This window comes from Rhodanobacter sp. FW102-FHT14D06, from assembly GCF_043950705.1.
GTDB lineage: Bacteria > Pseudomonadota > Gammaproteobacteria > Xanthomonadales > Rhodanobacteraceae > Rhodanobacter.
This window is the reverse complement of sequence record NZ_CP170722.1, coordinates 2,470,488-2,487,877: the sequence shown is the minus strand read 5'-3', so window position 1 is coordinate 2,487,877 and position 17,390 is coordinate 2,470,488. Positions and strand designations below refer to the sequence as shown.

Below are 17,390 nucleotides of genomic sequence, written 5' to 3'. Positions count from 1 at the left end.
GAGTCCCGCGCCGCCGTTTGCGGCGACATGTCGCGGCGCAAGTTCCTGCAGACCCTATAATCGCGCCTTACGCCGCTGCGATGCACCCATGAATTCGATGCCTGCCGACGCCAACCGCCCCGCCGACTTCGCCCAGGTGCGCGACCTCGCCGCCGCCGACATGCAGCGCGTCGACGCACTGATCCGCCGCCGGCTGTCCTCCGACGTGGTGCTGATCAACCAGATCGCCGACCACATCATCGCCTCCGGCGGCAAGCGGCTGCGCCCGATGCTGCACGTGCTGGCCGCCGGTGCCGCCGGCTACCGCGGCGAGCACCACATCAAGCTCGCCGCGATCATCGAGTTCATCCACACCTCCACCTTGCTGCACGACGACGTGGTCGACGAGTCCGACCTGCGCCGCGGCCGCAAGACCGCCAACGCGCTGTGGGGCAACGCCGCCAGCGTGCTGGTCGGCGACTTCCTCTACTCGCGCTCGTTCCAGCTGATGGTGGAACTGGACGACATGCGCATCATGCGCATCCTCGCCGACACCACCAACACCATCGCCGAAGGCGAAGTGCTGCAGCTGCTCAACATCGGCAACGCCGACGTCAGCGAGGCGGCCTATCTCGCCGTGATCGAACGCAAGACCGCCGTGCTGTTCGCTGCCGCCACCGAACTGGGCGGCATCCTCGGCGGCCTGCCCGAGGACCAGGTGGCCGCGCTGCGCCACTACGGCATGGAGCTGGGCTACGCGTTCCAGATCGCCGACGACCTGCTCGACTACACCAGCGACGCCGGCACCCTGGGCAAGAACATCGGCGACGACCTCGCCGAGGGCAAGCCGACCCTGCCGCTGATCTATGCGCTGGAGAGAGCCAGCCCGGAACAGGCGCAGTCGCTGCGCCACGCGATCGAACACGGCGGACTCGACTCGCTGGAACGCATCATCGCCTCGATCCGCGACTCCGGCGCCCTGGAACGCACCCGCGACCGCGCCCTGCGCCACGCCCGCGCTGCGCGCGAGGCCCTCGCCACCCTGCCGCCTTCGGCGCATCGCGACGCACTGGCCACGCTGGCCGATTACTCGGTGCAGCGCACGTTCTGAACGTTTTGCCCTTGGTGCGAACGTGGCCGTCCGCGCGTATATGTAGGAGCGGGCGAGCAAAAAGCCCAAGCTCAAAAGGGAGCGGAGGTCGAGATCAACCGCTCCCTCATTGAATCAACCACGGAAACCCACCGTTCAGCCCCCGGCGCTGGCAGTCGGGCCGTCGATCGGCCAGACTTCGGTGCATGTTCCGTCTGCGTCCAACCCGCTGGCTGTGGAATCTCGCGGCAATGCTGTTGCCGCTGGCAGCGGCGCATGCGGCCGAGAACACCTGGCGCTACGACACCGTGCACAGCCAGATCGTCTTCAGCATCAGCCACAACGGCTACTCGCGTCCGTTCGGACGGCTGCACATCGCGCGTGGCTGGTTGCGCTTCGACCCCGATGACTGGAGCACGGCGGCGACCGAACTGGACATCGACCTGGCCAGCCTGGACATGGGCGACGCCGACTGGAACAAGGCCGTATGCAAGCCGGCGCTGCTCGACTGCGCCACGCATCGCTACGCGCACTTCCGCAGCACCGGCGTGACGGGCAAGGACGAGCACCACGGCGTGCTGCACGGCGAGCTGACCCTGCGCGGCGTCACCCGCCCGGTGGACCTGGCCTTCACTTTCAACCGCGCCGCCCGGACCATCTACGAACTGCACGAGGTAGCCGGTTTCTCGGCCACGGCCAGCCTGGATCGCAACGACTTCGGCATCAGCGCCAACCCCAACTCCATCGGCGCCCACGCAAGCGTCTGGCTGGAGCTGGAAGCCACCCGCGAGCAACCGTCGACAAAGGATCAGCCATGAGCCTGCGCAACAACGATCGCCAATGGGGCGCGGTCAGCAAGTTCTTCCACTGGATCATCGCGCTGGCGATCATCGGCAACGGCATCTTCGGCCTGATGATGGACCTGGCCGGCTCGCCGATGCGCAAGCTCAACTGGCTGGCGCTGCACAAGTCGATCGGACTCACCGTGCTGGCGCTGGTGCTGTTGCGCATCGTGTGGCGCGCGTTCGATCGCCGCCCGCCGGACGCACCGATGCCACGCTGGCAGGCGCTGGCGGCGCACGCGATGCATGCCGTGCTGTACGTGGTGATCCTGGCAATCCCGCTCAGCGGCTGGTGGTTCAACTCGGTTACCGGCAAGCCGCTGCAATGGTTCAAGCAGTTCAACCTGCCAGCGCTGGCGGAGAAGAACGACGCGCTGCGCCACTTCGCGCACGGCGTGCACGAGTACCTGTTCTGGTTTCTCGTCCTGCTGCTGCTGGCCCACGTCGGCGGCGCGCTGAAGCATCATGTGTTCGACCAGGACAACGTGCTGCGCCGGATGCTTCCGTTCGGCCGACTGCGCGCGAACCCGCCCGAAGGAGACCGCCGATGAAACGCCTCGCCACTCTTCTGCTTGCCCTCGCCCTGCCCGGCCTGGCCGCCGCGGCGGACTACACCGTGCAGCCGGCGTCGAGCACGCTCGGCTTCAGCAGCACCTTCCAGGGCGAAACGTTCCAGGGCCATTTCGGCCAGTGGAGCGCCGCGATCAGCTACGACCCGGCCAACCTGGCCGCATCGAAATTCGACGTGACCGTGCACACGGCCAGCGTGCAGACCGGCGACAGCGACCGCGATTCGGCGCTGCCCGGCGAGGCGTTTTTCGACGTGGCGAAGTATCCCGATGCCCATTTCGTCACCACCGGCTTCCGCAAGAGCGGCAACCAGGTAGTCGCCGACGGCACGCTCACCCTGCGCGGCGTGAGCAAGCCGGTGAGCCTGCAGGTGAACTTCGCCCCGCAAGGGAGCGGCGCCACGCTGGACGTGAGCGGCACGGTGCAGCGGCTTGATTTCGGCGTGGGCTCGGGCGAGTACGCCGACACCTCGGTGATCGGTGCCGAGGTGAAGATCACCGCGCACCTGCAGTTGGCCGCGAAGTAGACCCTCGATGAGCGACGCGTCCTGGTGGCGGCGCCTGCGCAGCCGGCTCCGGCACGAACCGGCGCGCGGGACCGCACCCACCGCACGCGTCGATGACGGTTCCAGCCGCGTCGCCGACAGCCTGCGCAGCCTGCTCGACGACCCGGCGATCCCGCCTTCGGTGCGCAGCGAGCTGGCCGGCGAATTCCGCCGCATCGAAAGCATGCTGGCCCGGCTCGAACGCGGCGAGCTGCACGTGGCGGTGTTCGGTCGCGTCTCCGCCGGCAAGTCGGCGCTGGGCAACGCCCTGCTCGGGCGCGAGGCGTTCCGCGTCGGCGTCCTGCACGGCACCACCACGGACGCCGAACACGCCGTGCTCGACGAGGCGCAGCACGACGGCCTGGTGCTGATCGACACGCCCGGCATCAACGAGCTCGACGGCGAGGCGCGCGAGAAGCTGGCGTTCGACGTCGCCGAGGTCAGCGACCTGGTGATCTTCGTCTGCGACGGCGACCTCACCCGCGAGGAACTCGACGCGCTGAAGACGCTGGCCGCCACCCAGCGTCCGCTGCTGCTGGCGCTGAACAAGGCCGATCGCTACGGCGCCGACGAACGCGACGGCCTGCTCGACCACCTGCGCCAGCGCACCGCCGGCCTCGTCCGCACCGAGGACGTGCTGGCCGTCGCCGCGCACCCGACCCCGCAGCGTGTGGTGGAAGTCGACGCGCGCGGCGAGGAGCACGTCCACGAACAACCCCGCGTGGCGGATGTCGCGGTGCTGCGCGAACGCCTGCTGGCGATCGCCGCACGCGAAGGCAAGGCGCTCTCGGCGATCAATGCCGGCCTCTACGCCGGCCGCCTCACCGACCAGGTCAGCGCGCGCATCGCGCAGACCCGCAAGGCCGTGGCGGCGAAACTGATCCACAACTACTGCATCGCCAAGGGCGTCGCCGTGGCGCTCAACCCGATCCCGGTGGCCGACCTGCTCGCCGCCGCCGGGCTGGACGCGGCGATGGTGGTGCAGCTCTCGCGCATCTACGGCCTGCCGCTGACCCGCGCCGAGTCCGGCCGGCTGGTGGCGGTGATCTCGGCGCAGCTGGCCGCACTGATGGGCGCGATCTGGGGCATGCAGCTGGTCGCTTCCGCACTGAAGGGCATCAGTGCCGGCCTCTCCGTGGTGGTCACCGCCGCCGCGCAGGGCGCGCTGGGCTGGTATGCCACCGTGCTGATCGGCCGCGCCGCCGAACGCTACCTGGTCGGCGGCAAGTCCTGGGGCGAAGCCGGCGCCAAGCGCGCCGTCGCCGATGTCGTCGCCAGCCTGGATCGCGATTCGATCCTGCGCGAGGCGCGCGAGGAAATCCTGAAAAGGCTGCGGGCGCGGAGTACCTGAGCGCCAGGATTGGCGGGCCGACTCTGATCACCTGCAAATCGCGATATGGCGACGAGTGCCCCGGCGCAGGCGTTGGGGTGCGCGGCGCACACGACCGGAAACAGGAAGAGAAATCCGGTTCGGTCGACGCGCACGCACGGTCAGAGCCGGCAAGCACGCCAGGAATCGTGCGCATGCGCCGCTCCTGGTCTTTTGCGCTGCTTTGCCGTGCGTATCTTTGGGGTCCGCTGCGCGCGGGGTTGCCACGCCGTATCGCTACCTCGGTATTCCTGTCGAGTCGTTGAAGCGGTGCATCCAGCCCAACCGCCAGTGGCCACGATCCAGCGTCCACAACTGGGCGAACTTGGAGCCTTGTACCGCGCAAGAGCCCGCATCCTTGCCGCAAAAGCGCTGCGTGCCGGTAACCAGGGCGCTGTCGTCGCCCAACGCGCGCACCGTCAGGCTGCCGGGCATCACTTGCCGACGCAGATGGCCGCAGATGCGGTCGCGCGCCTCGATCACCGGGTCCACGCGACGACCGTCGGGCGTTTCGATGGAGGTGCCCGCAAACAGACTGGCGCGCAGCGCATGCAAGTTGCACGTGTTGTAGGCGCGGGTCAGCGCGGCTTCGCGCGCCATGATGGTTTGGCGTAGCCATGCGTCGTCGGTGAGGTGGTCGGGCGAAGCCGGTGAGGGGAAGGCGACAGTGGCGACCAGGCTGACTGTTGTGGCGGAGATGACACGACGCAGAACGGTACGGGTTTCCATGGCGTGACTCCTACTGTGGGGGAAGTGACCGGGCAAAACGCTGCCCTGACGGCCGTTCGAGGACGGCCGCGGAGGTGAAGCGGGCAGTGGGTGGTAGATGCCGGGCTGGGGAGCGCCCGGCTTACGACCGGTGAAAGGGGCTCAGCGGTGGCGGAATGCCCTCGCCAGCGTGCCGTCGGGGTCAACCACGAGACTGATGGTTTCCGTCCCGTGGGCATGCTTCACCGAGTACACGTCGTCGCCATACTTGTTGATACCGGTGAAGCTGTACGACTGCACCGGACCAAGCTGGTCGAGGTATTGCTCGCGCGAGGCCTTCTGTTTCTGGCGAACCTCCGCCAGATCCTTGCTCATGCCGGCGCCGTCATCGGGATCGCGCAGCAGGAGCTGCAGCGCCTTGAGGCTGCCCGGGTACGGCTGCTTGGCGCGGATGCGCTCGGCCAGTGTGGCGTCGATCCGCCCGGCTTCGGCGGTATCGATGCGCTGCGTGTCCAGCACAGTATTGCCGTGCGTGTCGACGACCATGCGCTGGGCTTGGCCGCTGGCATCCATGACGAAGTGCGCGACCGTAGGTTGTCCCTGGATAGCGAACCGGTCCGCACCTAGCGGCACCGCATAGAACGGCTTGGGTGCCGCCATTTGCGCGCTGATCGCGATGATGAGACCGTTACCCGACCGCGTGACTGCGACCCTCGAAATCGGGCTGATCTTGTAAAAGCCCACGTAACGATCCAGCACGGCTGGCGTCAGCGTGACGACATTCTCCGCGGCGGGCGCCTTGCCACCGGGTGGCGTCACCTGCGACGCGAAAACCGTCATGCCCAGTGACGCACATACCAGCACCAGCGCCGACACGCCGGCCCATGGGTTCCGTTTCGTCAACATGAGCTTGATCCTCTGTTCCAGGAAGGAGTCGGACTCGGACATCGCAGGTACCAGGCCGATCCGGGAGGACTTGCACTGCCCCACGTGCAGCAGCGTTTCGCAGTACTCGACGAGGTCACGGCCGCCACGCAACACGCGCGTATCGCAGTCCACCTCGATGGCGCGGCGCAGGCGCCGGAACTGCCACCACAGCAGCGGGTTCCACGGCATCATCGCGAGCAGCGTCACGGCCAGCGCGATGAGGCGCGGATCGCCCGCTCCCAGGTGCGAGCTCTCGTGCGCCAGCACGTCGCGCTGCTGCTGCTCCGGCGCCTGCAGCAGCCACGTCGGCACCACGATCCGCGGCTGCAGCAGGCCGGCCACGGCAGGTCCCGCATCCGGCGCCACCAGCACGTGCTCACCGCACATCGTGGCCTCGCTCCAGACCCGCTTGCGCCGGTGCAACAGCACGGCGCTGGCAAACAGTGCGCACAGCATCAGCACCGACGCGACCAGCCAGCCGGTGCGGATCAACATCGCCAAGTGGTCGGGTGCGCCGTAGAGCTGCGCGCCGTCCAGTGGCATCAGCAGCGCCGGCATCGAGATGGAGGTAGCGTCGCGCAGGACGATCGGCGGTGGCATGGCGCCGGACTGCAGCATGCTGGGCAGGCGCAGCGTCACTGAGGAAATAAGCGCGGGCAGCACTAGCGAACCGACCATCGCCGCCAACCAGACCCAGCGCGTGGCCCGACGGCGCATCCGTGCAGCACGTTCGGCACTCAGCGCCGCCGCGCTTAAAGCCAACGCCACAAGCGTTGCGTACATCATCCAAGCGATCATTCCGGCTTCTCCTTGTCCGAGTGTTCGGCCAGCAACCGGCGCATGCGACGGATCTGCTCGGCACTGAGCTTCTGCTCGGACACCAGGTGGGAAAACAGCAACTCGGCCGAGCCCTTGAACAGCTTGTCGGTCAGATGCTGCACGGCGTTCTTGCGCGCCGCCTGCTGCTTGACGCTGGCGAAGAAGCGATGCCCACGACCGGCTTCCTCGTGGCTTACGTAGCCCTTGGCCTCCAGCGTGCGCAGCACGGTCAGCACCGTGGTGTAGGCCAATGGATCGGTTAGGCATTCACGCACTTCGGCCACGGTCGAGGGACCGTGCTCCCAAAGAGCCTGCATCACATCGGCCTCACGATCGGTAAGGGAAATCCGCATGACGTCCAGCCCCCTTCCTACTATAGTTGTAGTAGATGTTAGCGTGAATTCCGAACTTGTCAACTATGATTCTAGTAGCTCGTTCCGGCAGCACCGCAAGAGGCCCTGCTCACGACAGTGGCGACGAAGCACCTCGAGCTCAGGATCCACTTTTCGAAGACTCGATCAGGCACACTCGGGTCAGAGTCTGCGCGCGGAGTTCCTGGTCGAACGCCGACAGCGGCGGCGAGCGCGGCGCCTAGGCTGCAGGCAGGCGAAGGAACTCCCGCACCGCCGCTGCATCGAACGGCCAATCCAGCTCACGCCCATCGCGCGCATCGCGCAGCACCGGCAGGCGGGTGCCATAACGCTGTTCCAGCTCGTCCGCATCGTCCACCCATACGCTGTCGAAATCGGGCGCCGGCGCTTCGGCCATCACGGCAAGCGCCAGATCGCACAGGTGGCAGTAATCGCGCTGGTAGAGGATGAGGTCGGACATGCTGCTGCGAATGGATCGGGGCGCCGCGTAGAATAGCTGGTTCAATCCTTCACCTCGCAGCGCATCCATGGCCGTCAGCGTATTCGACCTGTTCAAGATCGGCATCGGTCCGTCCTCCTCGCACACGGTCGGCCCGATGCGCGCCGCCGCGCGCTTTGCCGAACGCTGGCTGGAGGAAAAGGGCGTGCTCGACCGCGTCGCCCGCGTGCGCGCCGAGCTGTACGGCTCGCTGGCGATGACCGGCCGCGGCCACGGCACCGACAAGGCGGTGCTGCTGGGCCTGGAAGGCCAGCACCCGGACACCGTCGATCCCGACCGGATCCCCGCCACGCTCGAACGCATCCGCGGCACCGGCCGCATCCTTCTGCTCGGCAAGCGCGAGATCGCGTTCGACGAAAAGGCCGACCTGGTCTTCAACAAGCGCCAGAAGCTGCCGTTCCACACCAACGGCATGCGTTTCTCCGCGTACGACGCCGACGGCAACGAGCTGGCCAGCCGCGACTACTACTCGGTCGGCGGCGGCTTCGTGGTCAACACCGACGAGGCGGCGGAGGATCGCATCGTCGCCGACACCACCGAGCAACCTTATGCCTTCACCACCGGCGACCAGATGCTGGCGCTCTGCAAGCAGCACGGGCTGACCATCGCGCAGTTGATGATGGCGAACGAAAGCGTGTGGCGCCCCGAGGCGGAAACCCGCGCCGGCCTGCTGACCATCTGGAAGGCCATGCAGGACTGCGTCACCCGCGGCCTGCGCTCGCCCGGCACCCTGCCCGGTGGCCTGAAGGTAGCGCGCCGCGCTCCGGCGATGCTCGAGGATCTGCGCAACCAGCCCGAGGCCGCGCTGAAGGACCCGCTGACCATCCTCGACTGGGTGAACCTCTATGCGCTGGCGGTGAACGAGGAAAACGCCGCCGGCGGCCGCGTGGTCACCGCGCCCACCAACGGCGCCGCCGGCATCGTGCCCGCGGTCGGCCACTACTACCTGCGCTTCTGCCCGAAGGCGGACGACGAAGGCATCATCGAATACCTGCTCACCGCCGCCGCCATCGGCATCCTGTACAAGGAGAACGCCTCGATCTCCGGCGCCGAAGTCGGCTGCCAGGGCGAAGTCGGCGTAGCCTGCTCGATGGCCGCCGGCGGCCTCACCGCCGCACTCGGGGGCAACGTGATGCAGGTCGAGAACGCCGCCGAAATCGGCATGGAACACAACCTGGGCCTCACCTGCGACCCGATCGGCGGCCTGGTGCAGATCCCCTGCATCGAACGCAACGCCATGGGCTCGGTGAAAGCCATCAACGCCAGCCGCATGGCGCTGAAGAGCGACGGCAAGCACCGCGTCAGCCTCGACAAGGTCATCAAGACCATGCGCGACACCGGCCGCGACATGAAGGACAAGTACAAGGAAACCTCGCGCGGCGGCCTCGCAGTCAACGTCATCGAGTGCTGAGCCACCCCCTGTAGGAGCCCGCTCGCGGGCGATGCTCCCCACTAGGCAGACACGTAAGGCCGGTTTCGTAGCGCAGGCAGTGCCTGCCCTACAGCGCGACCTTGCCTGGCTTCAGCGCGTCTTGCCCGACGTACCCTTTGCCAGCTCCGCAATCAGGTCGCGGACGAGCTTTCGCTTGTCTTCGGAAAGCAGCAGATAGTCTTCGAACGCCAGCCGGTCATGACCACGCACGTGGTCGGGCCAGGCGATGTTCACGTCCTGCACGCCCTTGGGTCGAATCTTTCGATACTCCAGTTCGTGCGGCTCGACGCCAACGATCTTGGCCAGCGCCTCCAGATGGGCCGGACGCGGACGATGCTTGCCGTTGAGCCATCCCGACACGGCCTGCGAGGACACTTCCTCGCCCTGCAGTTCCAGCAGCCGAGCGAGTTCCGACGCGCTCGCCTCGATCCTCTCGCGCTTCAAGGCAGCCCGGAGACGGTCGGCGAAAGCTTTCTTGTCGATCTTCATGGCTTGCGACCATAGGTGCCGCTCCGCCATGCAACTGAAAGTTATGCTTTATATAAATTGAAAATTTTGCTTTCATGGCCGATCAAACCTTACGCCGGTCGTTGCCATGCCCAAGTCGCTGTTGGAACAGCTGCCCGAGATCGTCGCCCGCGGACGCCAGCAGGCCGAGAAGATCCTGGAGAGCCTGGAAGGACGCCACCGGGTCAGCCTGCAGACACGCGAGTGGGTGCTGCCGTCGAAAGACACGCGCGACAGCGACTGGATCGCCGCGGCGAACCGGCAGGCACACCTGGGCGACGAAGGCACGGCCGACTGGACCAACCGGCTGATCTACGGCGACAACCTGCTGGCGATGGCCGCGCTGCTGGCCGGCGACGAACACACCCCCAGCCTGCGCGGCAAGGTCGACCTGATCTACATCGATCCACCGTTCGACTCGAAAGCCGACTACCGCACCAAGGTGTCCCTGCCGGGCGTGGAGCTGGAGCAGAAGCCGACGGTGATCGAGCAGTTCGCGTATTCCGATACGTGGTCGGACGGCACGGCGTCGTATCTGGCGATGATCACACCGCGGCTGATCCTGATGCGGGAGCTATTGAGCGATAGCGGGTCGATCTACGTACATTTGGATTGGCATGTCGGCCATTACGTCAAAGTTGTGATTGACGAGATATTTGGAAAAGATAGATTTCGGAACGAGATCACCTGGCAGCGCACGAATTCCCATAACGAGGCTGGGCAGTGGGGGCGAATTCACGACACGATCCTGTTCTACACCAAGACTGAAAATAGCTATTGGAATCCTGACCGCGTTCCATTTTCTCCCGAACAATTGAAACGCTACAAAAAAGACTCCAAAGGTCGCCTCTACACCTGCCAAGACATGACTGCTGAGAGAAAGAGCAGCGATTCCGGCAAGTTCAACTGGCGCGGGACGATGCCCAGTGCTGGTCGTGGTTGGGGATACACGTTGGAGCAGCTCGAGGCTTGGTGGGAGCAAGGGCGCATTGCGTTTAAGAAAGATGGCACGCCCCGCATGGATGGATTGATCGTCTATCTCGATGAAAAGGATGGCGCTGTCCCACAATCAATCTGGTCAGACGTATCGCGCGTAGGCAACACTTCGTCAGAACGCATTGGCTACAGCACGCAAAAGCCTGAAATTCTGATTGAGCGTATCGTCAAAGCATCTTGCCCCGAGAATGGCCTCGTCGCCGACTTCAACGGCGGCTCCGGCACCACCGCCGCCGTCGCCGAAAAGCTCGGTCGCCGCTGGATCACCACCGACCTCGGCAAGCCCGCCTGCATGATCATGCGCAAGCGGCTGATCGACCAGGGCGCCAAGCCGTTCCTGTACCAGGCAATCGGCGACTACCAGGTCGAGGCGGCGAAGAGCGCGATGGGACGCAGTTTCCGCGTCGGCGACCTGTCCGGCATCGTGCTGTCGTTGTATGGCGCGCTGCCGCTGCAGCCGGAAGACAACCCGCTACGCAATCTCGGCGCAGTGGTGTTCGCCGGCAAGAAGACCCTGGTACTGGTCGACTCGCCGAACAAGCTCACCGGCGACGCCACGTTGCGCAAGGCGATTGCCCAGCGCGACCACCTGCTCGGCGGCTGGGACCGCGTGGTGGTGCTGGGCTGGAACTTCGAGCCGTCGATCGGCCAGAGCATCACCGCGTTGAACGACCCACGGCTGGAAGTGCTGGTGATTCCGCCCGACCTGCTCGACCGCCTGCGCAAGAAGGGCGGCATCGAGAAGCTGCGTGGCCAGGTGCGTTTCTCCAGCCTGCAGTACCTGACGATCAAGCCGGTGCGCCGCCAGCGCAGTGGCGACGAGGAGCAGTTGCACGTCACCCTGGACAACTACGTGCTGCTCTCGCCCGAGGCGATCAACCTGGACGAGGACAACCGCAAGAAGCTGCTCAAGGTGGCCAATGCCGAACCATTGGCGCTGATCGAGTACTGGGCGGTGGACCCGGACTACGACGGCCAGGTGTTCCGTTCGGTGTGGCAGGACTACCGCGGCAACACCGCCAACGACGACGACCCGCTGCGGGTAATCACCAGCGCCGAGTTCAGCGTGCCGCGCAAGGCCGGCGAACGCCGGGTATGCGTGCGCGTGGTCGACGTGTTCGGCTTCGAGGCCGAGGTGGTGCAGGTGGTGGCGGAGGCGCGGGCGTGAGCCCGCTCGCGAAATCCCTCCACTCGCCATTCCGGCGGCTCTCAACAGCCGAAGGGGAGAAGTCAGGCAGCGAGGCGCCGCACCTTCTTCAGGCTGCTGCCGAGCTCGCGTTCGGCGATTTTCAAGTCGTAGGAGGTCTGCAGGTTGATCCAGAACTGCGGACTCTGCCCGAAGGCACGCCCGAAACGCAGCGCCAGTTCAGCGGTCACCGGCCGCTGTTCCCGGACGATGTGCGAGATGCGCATGGGGGATACACCGATGGCGCGTGCGAACGCCGCCTGACTCATGCCGAGGTCGCCCAGGATTTCCTCCAGCAATTCGCCGGGATGGATGGGCGGAAGACCGTTGACGGTGGCTGGAATGGACATGATTGCGAATCCTCAGTGGTAATCAACGATCTCGACATCAAATGCGTGACCGCCCTCGAAGCGAAAACACAACCGCCATTGGTCGTTGATGCGGACGCTCCATTGGCCGGCCCGATCCCCACCCAGAAGCTCCAGTCGGTTGGAGGCCGGTTGGCGCAGGTCTTCGGGACTGATGGCGATATCGAGGTACCTCAGGCGGGTCAGCGCACGGCGCAAGATGTCCCGCGGCAACCGCCTGGCCGTTCCGGTCGCGAACAACCGTTCCGTTTCCTTGTCGGCGAAGCTCCTGATCATCCGGTGACTCCTGTCGGGATGGCTGATGACGGCCCGCCAAGCATAAACAACATGTTTACGCCATGCAACGCCGGGGAGTGTGCGCATGTCTGACGCCAACCGCCCGCTGGCGCTCGCCACCGCCCTCACCCGCCGCACCGAGCAACTGTGCATCGGCCTCGAACAGGGCATCGCCGATATCTACGAGCTGGTGACGCCGGTGACCGCCGAACTGCTGCGCTGGTGGTTCGGCGAGGATGCCTGCCAGTCGCGCACGTACAATTTCCATCCGGGCCAGCGCCAGGCGATCCTCAATGTGATCGCGGCGCACGAGGTGCTGGACAGCCCGAACCTGAAGAACCTCTACGAGCAGGTCTGCGCCGAGGCGCTGCTGGAAGGCAGGCGGCTCGCGGACGTGACCCAAGGCAAGCACGGCCATCCGAAGTATTGCCTGAAGATGGCTACCGGCACCGGCAAGACCTGGGTGCTGCAGGCGCTTCTGGTGTGGCAGCTGTTGAACAAGACCGCGGCGCTGGACGAGGGGCGCGACGATCCGCGCTTCACCCGCCGCTTCCTGATCGTGGCGCCGGGGCTGATCGTGTATGAGCGGCTGCTGGATGCGTTCCTCGGCAAGGAGAACGAGGACAAGAGCCGCGACTTCGCCAGCTCCGACATTGCCAGCTACGCCGAGCTGTTCGCGCCGCCGGCGCGGCGCGAGCGTATCGCGCAGTTCGTGCGCGGCAACGTCTGCCAGAAGCAGGAGATCGGCCTGAAGGCCACCGGCAACGGCATGATCGCAATCACCAACTGGCATCTGCTCAGCGAGGCCGAAGAGGAGATCGAGGAGGACGAGCAAGCCATCGCGCCCGGCATGATCGCCGACGCTTCCCGCGTCGCCTACGACGTGCTGCCCCTGACACCCGGCCGCGCCACCGGCAACAGCCTCGACGTGCTCGACCGGCGCTGGGCACGCGGCAACGTGCTCTCCTACCTCGCCGACTTGCCCGACCTGATGGTGTTCAACGACGAGGCACACCACATCCACGAGTTGAAGAAGGAAGGCGAGACCACCGAGGTCGAGTGGCAGAAGAGCCTGTCGATCATCGCCGAGGGCAAGGGTCGCCGTTTCGTGCAGATGGATTTCTCCGCCACGCCGTACAACGACGTCGGCAGCGGCAGGAAGAAGGCCAAGCTGTATTTCCCGCACATCGTGGTGGACTTCGACCTGAAGGACGCGATGCGACTGGGCCTGGTGAAGTCGCTGGTGCTGGACAAGCGCAAGGAACTCGGCGCGCTGCCGTTGGAGTTCAAGGCCGAGCGTGACGCCGACGGCAATGTGGCGCTGTCCGAAGGCCAGCGTGTGATGCTCCGTGCCGGCCTGCAGAAATTGCGCAAGCTTGAGGCGGACTTCGCCCGCCTCGACGCCACGCGCCATCCGAAGATGCTGGTGGTGTGCGAGGACACCACGGTGTCGCCGCTGGTGGCGCAGTTCCTGCTCGACGAAGGTCTGCATGACGACGACGTGCTTACCGTCGATTCCGGCAGGAAGGCCGAGCTGGGCGAGAAGCAGTGGGCGCCGCTGCGCCAGCGCCTGTTCAACGTGGACCGGCACGCGCAGCCGCGGGTAATCGTCAGTGTGCTCATGCTGCGCGAGGGTTTCGACGTCAACAATATCTGCGTGATCGTGCCGCTGCGTTCCAGCCAGGCGCAGATCCTGCTGGAGCAGACCATCGGCCGCGGCCTGCGGCTGATGTGGCGCGACCCGGAATACGCCGACATCAAGCGCGAGAACCGCGAGCGGATCAACCACGGCGAGGAGCCGGGTTCGCTGATCGACATTCTCTCCATCGTCGAGCATCCGGCGTTCCAGAGCTTCTACGACGAGCTGATGCGCGAAGGGCTGGTCGGCGAGACCGGCGACGACGAGGGCAGCAGCACCGGCGACCTGATTCCGTCCGAACTGCGCGAAGGTTACGAGGCATACGACTTCGCCATTCCGTTCATCCTGCGCGAGGCGGACGACAGCGTCGACCACCTGCCAATCGACATCGCCGCCCTGCCGACCTTCAGCGCGATGAGTCGCACGAAGCTGGCCGATCTGCTGGGCAAGGGCGACACCTTCACCTCGCAGGACCTGCAGAGCAGCACGCTGTTCGGCGACTACCGCGTCGACGGCGCGGCGATGAACGTCAGCGGCTACAACGAACTGCTGTCGCGGCTGACCCGGCGGGTGAGCCAGGCGCTGAACTACCCGCTGCCGAAGGGCAACAGGATTTCGCCGCATCTGGATCGCCCGTACCTGCAGATGAACACGGCGGCCCTGGCGACCGCGCTGGACGACTACATCCGCGAACGGCTGTTCGACGAATCTTTCGAACCGTTCGAGGACGAAGGCTGGCGATTGTTGCTGCTGCAACCGGTGATCGACCACATCGTGAAGGTCTTCGGCCTGGCACTGGTGCGCGCCGAGGAACACTCCGTGACCGGCCACACCGAGGTGCGTCACCGCCGGCTGTCGGAAGTGACCAGGCTGATGGTGCGTGAGAGCGCCTCACTGGAAGTCACCAAATGCATCTACCAACGTCTGCCCTACCCCACCCGCAGCGGCGGGCTGGAACGCGGCTTCATCGAATGGGCGCAAAGCGATGCAAGCGTCGAGGCGTTCTGCAAGATCAGCGAGAATCGGCACGATTTCGTGCGGCTACGTTACGTCAAGGATGACGGCATGGCCGCGCTGTATATCCCCGACTTCCTGGTCCGCACGGCAGACGCGATCTATCTGGTCGAGACCAAGGGGCAGGAACAGGTCAGCCATCCGAACGTGCAGCGCAAGCTGAAGGCGGCGACCACCTGGTGCGAGCGGATCAACGCGCTGGACCCGGAACAACGCGGCGGGCGCGTGTGGCACTACGCGCTGGTCGGCGAGTCGCTGTTCCATGACTGGCGCGACAAGGGTGCGCGGCTGGGCGAGCTGCTCGCGTTCTCGCGTGCCCGGACGGCGCCCACGGCACAGTCGCAAGGCGGCCTGGCGTTCGGGGAATGAAGGCCCGGCTCGGCGTCGTGGGCCAGGCGTGGCGGTAGGGCGGGCACCGTCCGCCGTTCCCGGGTCAGGAGTTGACGGGCAGTGCCCGCCCTTACAGCGCTGAGCCTTCACTCGCAGGGGCCCGCTGGCCGGCGTGACTTTTGCGGGGTGGCACGGAGTGGTCAATTCTGCAACCATCGGCCCCTTTCCGGCGCGCTTCGCGCCGCTACGGGAACCTCGCATGACCCAAGAACGCGCGATCCGCCGCGATGTCGGCCCGTTCGCCCTGATGCTTACCGGCCTGGGCTCGATCATCGGCTCGGGCTGGTTGTTCGGCGCCTGGCGCGCGGCGCAGATCGCAGGACCGGGGGCGATCTGGGCGTGGGTGATCGGCGCGGTGGTCATCATGGCGATCGCGCTGACCTACGCCGAGTTGGGCGCGATGTTTCCCGAATCCGGCGGCATGGTGCGCTACGGGCATTACTCGCACGGCTCGCTGGTCGGCTTCATCGCGGCGTGGGCGAACTGGATCGCGATCGTCTCGGTGATCTCGGTCGAAGCGGAAGCGTCGGCGCAGTACATGTCGTCGTGGAAGTGGGATTGGGCGAAGGATCTCTATCACCAGGTTCCTGGCAGCCATGGCGAGCTGAGCACCACCGGCCTGCTGATCGCCGCAGCGCTGGTGATCGTGTACTTCCTGTTCAACTTCTGGAGCGTGAAACTGTTCGCGCGCTCCAACACCGCGATCACGCTGTTCAAGCTGGTGATCCCCGCGCTCACCGCGGTGCTGCTGATGATGAGCGGCTTCCATCCGGAGAACTTCTCCGTCGGCATCCACGGCGAACTGCACAAGACGGACTTCCCCTCGATCCTCACCGCGGTGGCGATCGCCGGCATCGTGTTCAGCTTCAACGGTTTCCAGAGCCCGGTGAACCTGGCCGGCGAGGCGCGCAACCCCGGCCGCAGCATCCCGTTCGCGATCGTCTGCGCGATCGCGCTGGCCACGATCGTCTACGTGCTGCTGCAGGTCGCGTTCATCGGCGCGGTGCCGCGCGAGATGCTGGCCAACGTGGGCTGGCATGGCATCGACTTCTCGTCGCCGTTCGCCGACCTGGCGATCATTCTCGGCCTGCAATGGCTGGCCACGCTGCTGTTCATCGACGCGGTGATCAGCCCGAGCGGCACCGGCATGACCTACACCGCCACCACCGCGCGCATGCTGTATGGCATGGAGCGCAACGGCACCTTGCCGAAGATCCTCGGTACCGTGCACCCGAAGTGGGGCGTGCCGCGGCCTGCGATGTGGGTGAACCTGGCGGTGTCGTTCCTGTTCCTGTTCTTCTTCCGCGGCTGGGGCGCACTGGCGGCGGTGATCTCGGTGGCGACGATCATCTCCTACCTCACCGGCCCGGTCAGCGTGATGACCTTGCGCCGCACCGCGCCGGAATTGAATCGCCCGTTCCGGCTGGCCGGCCTGCCGGTACTCGCCGGGGTTGCCTTCATCATGTCCACCGAGTTGCTGTACTGGGCGAAGTGGCCGCTGACCGGCGAGATCATCGTGCTGATGGTGGTCGCGTTGCCGGTGTACTTCTACTACCAGGCCAAGGCCGGCTGGCATGATTTCGGTCGGCAGATGAAGGGCGCCTGGTGGCTGGTCTGCTACCTGCCCACGCTGGCGCTGGTGTCGTGGGCCGGCAGCCCGATGTTCGGCGGCAAGGGTTACCTCGCCTACGGCTGGGATCTGGCGCTGGTGGCGGTGATCGGCCTGGCGTTCTACCTGTGGGGCGTGAAATCCGGCTGGCGCACGCCGTCGGTGGAAGCGATCCGGATCGAGGCGCACGAGCATCCGGGCGAACTGCAGGTGCCGCCGGACGAAGAGAGCGCCGAGCGCATCACCGGCCGCTGA

16 protein-coding genes are annotated in these 17,390 nt (G+C 66.0%); 9 read left to right on the top strand and 7 right to left on the bottom strand.

Annotated features, from left to right (window positions below; genetic code table 11):
- The first annotated feature begins 88 nt into the window (after positions 1–88).
- The 5 genes from ACFCQI_RS11115 to ACFCQI_RS11095 all read left to right on the top strand — a co-directional run bounded on the left by ACFCQI_RS11115 (position 89) and on the right by ACFCQI_RS11095 (position 4,376).
- Positions 89–1,090 carry a polyprenyl synthetase family protein gene (locus ACFCQI_RS11115; RefSeq protein ID WP_395116650.1) on the top strand — a complete coding sequence of 334 codons (1,002 nt, stop codon included), beginning with the start codon at positions 89–91 and terminating at the stop codon, positions 1,088–1,090.
- Positions 1,091–1,275: 185 nt separating this feature from the next.
- On the top strand, positions 1,276–1,887 hold the full coding sequence (locus tag ACFCQI_RS11110; RefSeq protein WP_395116648.1) for a YceI family protein: 612 nt from the start codon (positions 1,276–1,278) through the stop codon (positions 1,885–1,887).
- Positions 1,884–2,462: a cytochrome b gene (locus tag ACFCQI_RS11105; RefSeq protein ID WP_136257513.1), complete on the top strand. Its 579-nt coding sequence runs from the start codon at positions 1,884–1,886 to the stop codon at positions 2,460–2,462. The genes ACFCQI_RS11110 and ACFCQI_RS11105 overlap by 4 nt, the downstream gene beginning before the upstream one ends.
- Entirely contained in the window at positions 2,459–3,007 is a 549-nt protein-coding gene (locus tag ACFCQI_RS11100) for a YceI family protein (RefSeq protein ID WP_136257514.1), read from the top strand. The genes ACFCQI_RS11105 and ACFCQI_RS11100 overlap by 4 nt, the downstream gene beginning before the upstream one ends.
- Before the next feature lie 7 nt (positions 3,008–3,014).
- Complete coding sequence (locus tag ACFCQI_RS11095; protein WP_395116646.1) at positions 3,015–4,376, top strand: DUF697 domain-containing protein; 1,362 nt, start codon at positions 3,015–3,017, stop codon at positions 4,374–4,376.
- Between the two features lie 255 nt (positions 4,377–4,631).
- Here the strand turns inward: ACFCQI_RS11095 and ACFCQI_RS11090 are convergent, their stop codons facing one another.
- The 4 genes from ACFCQI_RS11090 to ACFCQI_RS11075 form a co-directional block, all read right to left on the bottom strand.
- On the bottom strand, positions 4,632–5,123 hold the full coding sequence (locus ACFCQI_RS11090; protein ID WP_395116644.1) for a nuclear transport factor 2 family protein: 492 nt from the start codon (positions 5,121–5,123) through the stop codon (positions 4,632–4,634).
- 141 nt (positions 5,124–5,264) lie between these two features.
- The gene (locus ACFCQI_RS11085; RefSeq protein ID WP_395116642.1) at positions 5,265–6,827 is read right to left on the bottom strand and encodes a M56 family metallopeptidase; all 1,563 of its coding nucleotides are present in this window, start codon (positions 6,825–6,827) and stop codon (positions 5,265–5,267) included.
- On the bottom strand, positions 6,824–7,201 hold the full coding sequence (locus ACFCQI_RS11080; RefSeq protein ID WP_395116640.1) for a BlaI/MecI/CopY family transcriptional regulator: 378 nt from the start codon (positions 7,199–7,201) through the stop codon (positions 6,824–6,826). Before ACFCQI_RS11080 ends, ACFCQI_RS11085 begins: the two co-directional genes overlap by 4 nt.
- 238 nt (positions 7,202–7,439) lie before the next feature.
- Positions 7,440–7,679 (bottom strand): glutaredoxin family protein, encoded by a 240-nt coding sequence (locus ACFCQI_RS11075; protein WP_395116638.1) that lies wholly within the window; start codon positions 7,677–7,679, stop codon positions 7,440–7,442.
- 67 nt (positions 7,680–7,746) lie between these two features.
- On the opposite strand from ACFCQI_RS11075, the gene ACFCQI_RS11070 reads away from it, so the two are divergent.
- Complete coding sequence (locus tag ACFCQI_RS11070) at positions 7,747–9,129, top strand: L-serine ammonia-lyase (RefSeq protein ID WP_395116636.1); 1,383 nt, start codon at positions 7,747–7,749, stop codon at positions 9,127–9,129.
- A gap of 111 nt (positions 9,130–9,240) precedes the next feature.
- Here ACFCQI_RS11070 and ACFCQI_RS11065 read toward each other — a convergent pair whose 3' ends face one another.
- Positions 9,241–9,639 (bottom strand): helix-turn-helix domain-containing protein, encoded by a 399-nt coding sequence (locus ACFCQI_RS11065; RefSeq protein ID WP_395116634.1) that lies wholly within the window; start codon positions 9,637–9,639, stop codon positions 9,241–9,243.
- Positions 9,640–9,745: 106 nt separating this feature from the next.
- Here ACFCQI_RS11065 and ACFCQI_RS11060 point away from each other — a divergent pair, with 106 nt between their 5' ends.
- Positions 9,746–11,821 (top strand): site-specific DNA-methyltransferase, encoded by a 2,076-nt coding sequence (locus tag ACFCQI_RS11060; protein WP_395116632.1) that lies wholly within the window; start codon positions 9,746–9,748, stop codon positions 11,819–11,821.
- A 62-nt stretch (positions 11,822–11,883) separates the two neighbouring features.
- On the opposite strand, the gene ACFCQI_RS11055 is transcribed toward ACFCQI_RS11060, so the two are convergent.
- Both ACFCQI_RS11055 and ACFCQI_RS11050 read right to left on the bottom strand, forming a co-directional pair.
- A complete protein-coding gene (locus ACFCQI_RS11055; protein ID WP_395116630.1) occupies positions 11,884–12,189 on the bottom strand; it encodes a HigA family addiction module antitoxin in 306 nt (101 codons plus the stop codon).
- A gap of 12 nt (positions 12,190–12,201) precedes the next feature.
- Entirely contained in the window at positions 12,202–12,483 is a 282-nt protein-coding gene (locus ACFCQI_RS11050; protein WP_395116628.1) for a type II toxin-antitoxin system RelE/ParE family toxin, read from the bottom strand.
- A gap of 85 nt (positions 12,484–12,568) precedes the next feature.
- On the opposite strand from ACFCQI_RS11050, the gene ACFCQI_RS11045 reads away from it, so the two are divergent.
- Positions 12,569–15,505, top strand: a complete 2,937-nt coding sequence (locus tag ACFCQI_RS11045) for a DEAD/DEAH box helicase family protein (RefSeq protein WP_395116626.1) — start codon at positions 12,569–12,571, stop codon at positions 15,503–15,505.
- A 220-nt stretch (positions 15,506–15,725) separates the two neighbouring features.
- Complete coding sequence (locus ACFCQI_RS11040) at positions 15,726–17,390, top strand: APC family permease (RefSeq protein WP_395116624.1); 1,665 nt, start codon at positions 15,726–15,728, stop codon at positions 17,388–17,390.